General features: G+C 70.3%; 1 protein-coding gene. It reads left to right on the top strand.

The genetic code is table 11. The annotated features are described in order from the left end of the window. Positions 1 to 536 (top strand): TIM barrel protein (locus ITP53_RS55740; protein WP_195903547.1); only part of this gene is annotated, 536 nt, incomplete at both ends.

Genomic DNA, 536 nt, shown 5'->3' on the forward strand with positions numbered 1-536 from the left:
GAGGGACCCGTACGAGAAGCTGGCCGACGCCGCCCAGGTGCACGCCTACACCGGGGTCGCGCCGACGGTCGCGCTGCACATCCCGTGGGACAAGGTGACCGACTACGCCGACCTGGCCAGGCACGCCCGCGAGCTGGGGGTGGGCATCGGGGCGATCAACTCCAACGTCTTCCAGGACGACGACTACATGCTCGGCAGCGTCACCCACCCCTCGGCGCGGGTGCGGCGCAAGGCCACCGACCACCTGCTCGAGTGCGTGGACATCATGGACGCCACCGGCTCCGACACCCTCAAGCTGTGGTTCTCCGACGGCCTGAACTACCCCGGCCAGGACGACATCCGGGCCCGCCAGGACCGGCTCGCCGAGTCGCTGGCCGAGGTCTACGCGCGGCTGGGCGAGGGGCAGCGGTTCCTGCTGGAGTACAAACTGTTCGAGCCCGCCTTCTACGCCACCGACGTGCCCGACTGGGGCACCGCGTACGCGCACTGCGTCAAACTCGGCCCCAAGGCGCAGGTGGTGGTGGACACCGGGCACC

The sequence above is a fragment of the Nonomuraea cypriaca genome (assembly GCF_015645445.1).
Taxonomy (GTDB): Bacteria; Actinomycetota; Actinomycetes; order Streptosporangiales; family Streptosporangiaceae; genus Nonomuraea; species Nonomuraea cypriaca.